At 73.0% G+C, this 6,301-nt stretch carries 6 protein-coding genes; 2 read left to right on the forward strand and 4 right to left on the reverse strand.

The window, feature by feature from the left end:
* Window positions 1–78 precede the first annotated feature (78 nt).
* Window positions 79–357: an HU family DNA-binding protein gene (locus tag ABZE72_RS15130; RefSeq protein WP_372729862.1), complete on the forward strand. Its 279-nt coding sequence runs from the start codon at window positions 79–81 to the stop codon at window positions 355–357.
* 46 nt (window positions 358–403) lie between these two features.
* Here the strand turns inward: ABZE72_RS15130 and ABZE72_RS15135 are convergent, their stop codons facing one another.
* The gene (locus tag ABZE72_RS15135; RefSeq protein WP_372729863.1) at window positions 404–835 is read right to left on the reverse strand and encodes a Fur family transcriptional regulator; all 432 of its coding nucleotides are present in this window, start codon (window positions 833–835) and stop codon (window positions 404–406) included.
* Between the two features lie 118 nt (window positions 836–953).
* On the opposite strand from ABZE72_RS15135, the gene ABZE72_RS15140 reads away from it, so the two are divergent.
* Window positions 954–2,105, forward strand: a complete 1,152-nt coding sequence (locus ABZE72_RS15140; protein ID WP_372729864.1) for a YibE/F family protein — start codon at window positions 954–956, stop codon at window positions 2,103–2,105.
* 70 nt (window positions 2,106–2,175) lie between these two features.
* Here ABZE72_RS15140 and ABZE72_RS15145 read toward each other — a convergent pair whose 3' ends face one another.
* The 3 genes from ABZE72_RS15145 to ABZE72_RS15155 form a co-directional block, all read right to left on the reverse strand.
* The gene (locus ABZE72_RS15145; protein ID WP_372729865.1) at window positions 2,176–3,396 is read right to left on the reverse strand and encodes a type III PLP-dependent enzyme; all 1,221 of its coding nucleotides are present in this window, start codon (window positions 3,394–3,396) and stop codon (window positions 2,176–2,178) included.
* Window positions 3,393–5,096: an IucA/IucC family siderophore biosynthesis protein gene (locus ABZE72_RS15150; RefSeq protein ID WP_372729866.1), complete on the reverse strand. Its 1,704-nt coding sequence runs from the start codon at window positions 5,094–5,096 to the stop codon at window positions 3,393–3,395. The genes ABZE72_RS15145 and ABZE72_RS15150 overlap by 4 nt, the downstream gene beginning before the upstream one ends.
* Before the next feature lie 15 nt (window positions 5,097–5,111).
* The coding region (locus ABZE72_RS15155; protein ID WP_372729867.1) for an MFS transporter at window positions 5,112–6,301 on the reverse strand (1,190 nt) is incomplete at its 5' end.

Here is a 6,301-nt window from a genome sequence, read left to right on the forward strand (position 1 = left end):
CGAGAATCATTATCAGTATGGCATAGTCCGAGGCGCGGGCCGCACCGGTCCGGTACACCGACACCAAGGAGCATCACCATGAACCGCAAGGACCTCGTCGAGACCGTCGCGCGGGAGGCCGGGCTGAGCGCCACCCAGGCCGACGCGGCGCTGAGTGCCGTCGTCGACGGTGTCGTGGGCGCCGTGGCGGCGGGGGAGAAGGTCACCCTGCCCGGCTTCGGCACCTTCGAGCAGCGGAGTCGGGCGGCTCGCTCCGGTCGCAACCCTCAGACCGGTGAGGCGCTCGAGATCGCGGCCTCGGTCGCGCCCGCCTTCAAGCCGGCCGCGGCCTTCAAGACGGCGGTCGCGGGCCGCTGACGGTCAGGGTGGGGTGGCGGTCGACGGTAGCCGCCTCCCCGCCCGGTCAGCTGTCCTCGCCCCGGCAGGTCGAACAGATGCCGAACAGCTCCAGGGTGTGGCTGACGTCGGCGTAGCCGTGCTGGGCGGCGATGTCGTCCGCCCAGGTCTCGACTGCCGGCCCCCGGACCTCGACGGCCTTGCCGCACGATCGGCACACCAGGTGATGATGGTGGGTCGAGCCGCACTCGCGATAGACGGCTTCCCCGGCGTCGGTCCGGAGCATGTCCGCCGAACCGGTCTCGACCAAGGTCTGCAGGGCCCGGTAGACGGTCGCCAGCCCGATCGATGCGCCCGACGCGCGCACCGCGGCATGGATGTCCTGGGCGCTGCGGAAGTCGGGGCCCTTGGCGAGCTCGTCCTTGACGGCCTGGAACTGCCGCGTCGTGCGCTCGCGCGTGCGCTTCGGCGCCACGCCGGAGTCGGATTCTGCAGTCACGCGACCTCGCTCTGCTGGGAACGCCTCACCGTACCGTTCCTGCTCCGCCGTCGGCCCCCTACGATCGACGATCGGCGACATTCCGTCGCCGACCAGACCCAGATGAGGAGCGCAGGGCATGGGCGCACATCACCCGCGGCACGCCGTGCCGGAGACCCGGCGGATGCAGCGCATCGCCCTGGTCGTGATCGCACCGATCGCGATCGTCACGCTCGCCGCGATGGTCTGGCTGTGGCCCGCCGAGGGCATCCCCGTGCCGGAGCAGCGCGGGTCCGCGGAGCAGGTCGCCGGACAGGTCACCGCCATCGATCGGGAGGAGTGTCCCGAGCAGCTCCCCGACGAGGTCAACGGGTGTGGCACCGCGACGGTGCGCGTCACGGAGGGGGCCGACAAGGGGCAGGACGTCGAGGTGCCGTTGCCCAACGGTACGGGCGCCCCCGAGGTCGCCGAGGACGACTCGGTGGTGATGATCGAGACCGCGAGCCCGGACGGCGAGTCCTACACGATCGTCGACCACCAGAGGAGCACCGGGCTCTGGGTGCTGATGGCCGCGTTCACCCTGGCGCTGGTCGCGTTCGGGCGGTGGCGCGGACTCACCGCCCTGGCCGGCCTGGCGGTGACCTTCGCCCTCCTGCTGTTCTTCGTCGTGCCCGCGATCCTGGCCGGCGAGCCACCGCTGCTGGTGGCGATCGTCGGCTCCTGCGCCATCATGCTCACGGTGCTGTACCTGACCCACGGGTTCGGACTCTCGACGACCGTGGCCGTGCTCGGCACGCTGATCAGCCTGACCCTGACCGGGCTGCTCTCCGCGGCGACGGTCGCAGCACTGCACCTCACCGGGGTCACCGATGACATCTCCGCGTCCGTCGGCATCACCCAGGGCGTCAACACCCAGGGTCTGCTCCTCGCGGGCATCGTCATCGGCTCGCTGGGCGTGCTCGACGACGTCACCGTGACCCAGGCGGCCACGGTCACCGAGCTGGCCCGCGCCAACCCGTCGTACCGCTTCGGGCAGCTCTATCGCGCCGGCAGTCGGGTCGGTCGCTCCCACATCGCATCGGTGGTCAACACCATCATCCTCGCGTACGCCGGCTCCTCGTTGCCGCTGCTGATCCTGATCGTGGCCAACAACGACTCCTTCGGCGCCGTGGTGACCGACCAGATCATCGCCCAGGAGATCGTGCGCAGCGTGGTCGCGACCCTGGGCCTGATCGCGGCGGTCCCGCTGACCACGGCGCTGGCCGCGCTGACGTTCCGCAAGGACCCGTGAGGGTGCCCGAGAGCCTCGGGTAGGCGTGGGCCGCCGCCCGCCCGCGGCTGGGTGCCGGCGTCGAACGCGCTCAGTCGAGGTGGTGGAACGTCGGGTGCAGGTGCATCAGGAAGTCGTGGTGCGAGATGTTCCACGCGTACGCACCGGCCAGGGCGAAGGCGACCCGGTCGCCGGCACGCAGGGGTGTCTGCGCGGCGACGTCCCGGGCGAGCAGGTCCTTGGGGGTGCACAGCTGCCCGACGAGGTCGACCCGGTCCAGCGTGCCCTCCGGCCGGGGCCAGGGCTCCTCCCACGTGTCGATGGGCAGGAGCCTGCAGGGCTGGTCGTGGCCCTTGGTGGCCGGCGTGCGGAGATGGTGGGTGCCGCCGCGCACCACGGCGAAGTCGCGGCCGTGACTGTGCTTCACGTCGAGCACGTCGGTGACGTACCAGCCGCTGTAGGCCGCGATCGCTCGGCCGGGTTCGATGCGGACCGCGACCCCGGGGTGCTCCGCCAGCAACCTCGCCATCCCGTCGCCGTACGCCGCCCAGTCGAAGCGCTCCGCCGGCACGGCGTAGTCCACGCCCATGCCACCGCCGACGTTCACCTCGCACAGCGGCAGGGCGTGCCGGTCGAAGAGCGCCCGGGCCCAGGTCAGGACCGTTCGGGCGACGGCGATCTGTGGTGCGGCGGAGAGCCCGCTCGCCAGGTGGGCGTGGATGCCGAGGATCCGGAGGTGGGGCAGCGCACCGGCGTCGCTCCGCCGGAGTGCCTCCTCGGCGTCGGCCGGTGCGAGTCCGAAGGGGGACGCGGAGCCGCCCATCGTGAGGGCCCGATCGCCGAGCACGTCGTCGGGCACCGGGAGGTTGACGCGCAGCAGCACCGACACCGGGCGGGTGGCGAGGGCATCCAGCACGGCGAGCTCGTGCAGGCTCTCGACGTGGATGCGCTCGACTCCTGCGGCCAGGGCCTCCCGGAGCTCGTCGGGTGTCTTGCCGGGACCGCTCAGGGCGAGCGGTACGTCGGGCCGGTGGCGTCGCACGTGGGCGAGCTCGCCGCCCGACGAGACGTCGAAGCCGTCGACCAGGCCGGCGAGCGCCGACAGCACGGGCGGCTCGGAGTTGGCCTTGGCCGCGTAGTACAGCTCCAGCCCGGTCGGCAGCGCGGTGCGGATCGTCCGCACGTGGGCGCGCAGCGCGCCCAGGTCGTGCACGTAGGCCGGCAGTTGGCGCTGGGTCAGGTCCCTGGCCAGCGCAAGGGCCGGCGCGCTGACGGGCGCCGCTGCGGGGGCCGGTGCGAGTCCCGTGCTCATCGCTGGGTCCCCGAGTCGTCGAGCAGGCCGGACAGGAACCCCTCGGCGAGCGGCGAGGCGAGCCGCAGATAGCCCGCGTCGCGATCCGCCAGGCGCTCCCACCGCGCGAAGAGGTTCGCCTTGGCGGGGAGGGGTACGCCGGCGAGCAGGGCCCGCAGCCGGACGTCGTCCGGGTGGCGCTCCGCGCACTCCAGCATCACGACCCGGACCTCACGCCACAACCGCGCCTCGATCTCGGGCGCGAGGTCGGCGATGGCGGCGAGCACCTCGGCGATGTGGTTGACCACGAGGCAGTAGACGACCCGGTCCCAGCCCCGCTGCGCGTCGTACGTCATCGGGCCCGCCACGGACGCCGGCAGTGAGGCGAGGAACGTCGCGTTCTCGGCGTGGTCGGGGACGAGCTTGGTGCCCTCCAGGTCTCGGAGCAGCACCCGCACCGGCATCCCGTCGTCGTCGACCCCGACCAGGACGTTCTGCAGGTGGGGCTCGAGGACGACGCCGTGATCGCTGTAAGCCGCCACGACCGGCCCGACGAGGAGCCGGAGGTACGCCGACCACCAGGCGAGCAGCTGCCCAGGGGTGGCGCCGGGCAGCAGCCGCGACAGGTGTGCGCTGCTCGTCGGGTACTCGTCCGCGACGGCTGCGGCCAGGAGCACCCGGGTGCCGGGCGCTGCTGGGTCCAGACCCTCACGGACGATGACGGCGAGGGCCTCCAGTGCCTCGAGGTCCTCACCGAGCGACACACTGCGGTAGGCCGGTTCGCGCAGGAGGGTGGCGCCGGGGAAGCGGTCCGCCAGGTCCTCGGCCACCGGCGCCAGGCGACGGGTGAGGGCGACCGCGCCGGTCAGCTCGTAGGCGGCGTTCTTGCGCAGGCAGTTGGTGATCCGGACGTCGAGGCTGAACTTGAGGAAGGCGTGGCCGTCGTGGACCGTCCGCACCGAGGAGGTCGGCCAGACCTCGTCGGACCCCGCGCCGAGGTCGAGCAGGTCTCCGTCCTCGAGCGCACGACGGATCGCCGGACGGTCGCGGGTCAGCTCCCACTGCCAGGGGTGCGCGGGCAGGAACGTGTAGCCCGCGGGCAGGTTCCCCGGGCGGTGCCGGTCCAGGGCGATCAGGTCGGCAGGGTCGACGTACTCCTCGACGACCAGGGGGGTACGGACGGCCAGGTGCCGCAGGGGGAACTCGGCGCCGGCCTCCGGTGCGTACGCCGACCAGTCGCCCGCCGTGCCGGAGCGGGCCTTCGGGGTGGGGTGGAACCGGTGGCCGAAGACGAGCGACTGCTCGGAGGAACGGAACGCATCGTGGTGCACCGGCATCCCGGCGGACAGGCCGCGGCTGACACCCGCGTGCGCGGACTCCATCTGCTCCAGGAACTCGTCGTTCCACAGACCGCTGCGGAGCCCGAGCTCGTCGCGGACCAGGGTCGCCAGCAGCTGCCAGTCGATGGGGTGCCACGTGGTGTCGGCCCGCCGCTCGACCGGCCCGGTGAAGCGGTGTGCCCCGAGCAGCGACGTGCGGCGCAGCGCGATGCGGAGGAGCACGTCGCGGCGGGGCATCCGGAGCAGCAGGTTGCCGTCGACGATTGCCGTCTGGTGCTCGGGACCGGAGATCTCGCGGAGCAGGCAGTTGAGGAGGGTGTGCGCCACCGCCTCGTCGGCCGTGGGAAGGGTCAGCATCGCGGTGTGCGCCGAGTCGCTCATGGGGTTGCTCCTGGATCAGGTCGAGGGAAGGGGACGGGACGGACGGACGAGGGTGGAGCCGACGGCGAGGGCGAGGGCGGCGATGGCGCCGGCGACCACCGGGCCGGCCGGCCCCCAGGCCGCGTTGGTGACGGTCGCGACGACGCCGGAGGCGACGGCTCCTGCCTTGGAGAAGAGCTCCACCCAGCCGAACAGCGAGCCGGGGGGACGTCCGCGGGAGGCCTCGGCGGCGAGCGCCGAGAGCCCCACGAGGCCGAGGGTCAGCCCGGCTCCGAAGCAGGTCCTCACCAGGACCAGGTCGGTCACGGTGGCGGCGGTTGCATGGCCGAGGAGTCCGAGCGACACCAGCGCCAGCCCGGCCACCAGGCTCGTGTGGGGCCGCCTCGTCAGCCGGTCGTGCAGCGGCATCGCGGCCAGCAGGAAGCACAGGTGGGGCAGCGCGAAGAGCGCGCCGGCCAGTCCGGCGGGCGCCCCGGGTGCCGCCTGCTGCACGAGGTCGACGAGATAGGGGAACGAGACGACGGTGCTGAAGACGAACCCGAACTCGAGGAGGTAGAGCCCCACCGGGTGTCGGCCACGGAGCCCGGTCCTGGCGGCGACGCGTGCGACGCGGGCCTGCTCGCGAGGGGCCCGGCCCTGACGCTCACCGGCGTTGCGTGGTGGTGAGGGCAGGGCGGTGAGCATCAGGGCGGCCGCCAGGGGCAGTACGGCGAGGACGAGGTACTGCCGCTGCGGGGGCAGCCACGGGCTCAGGGCTCCGACCGCGATGGGGGCGGCGACGAGTGAGGCGCGGGCCGCGACCTGCATCAGCGTCAGCGCCCGCGACATCGCGGCCCGGTCCGGGACCGCGGCCCCGAGGTAGCCCGTCGAGGCCGCGTAGGTGCCGCCCAGGACGCCCTGCAGCACGAGGGCGGCAGCGAACAGGGGGAGGGAGTCGGCGAGTCCGGCGAGGACGAACGCGGCGGTGAGGCCGAGCTGGGCGCGCAGGAGCAGGGGCTTGTGTCCGAAGCGGTCGGCGAGTCGCCCCCACAGCGGTCCGCCGAGGGCGGAGAAGACGGTGGGGACGACGTAGAGCAGGCCGGCCCAGCGGCCGTCCTCGTCGCCGAGCGCCGGCAGGATCTCGGTCAGGTACGGCGGGAGGCCGAGCGCGGCGAACGAGGCCACGAAGTAGCAGCCGGCCACGGCGCGCAGGTGCCGTGGCGCGA

The sequence above is a fragment of the Nocardioides sp. genome, assembly GCF_041600255.1.
Classification (GTDB): domain Bacteria; phylum Actinomycetota; class Actinomycetes; order Propionibacteriales; family Nocardioidaceae; genus Nocardioides.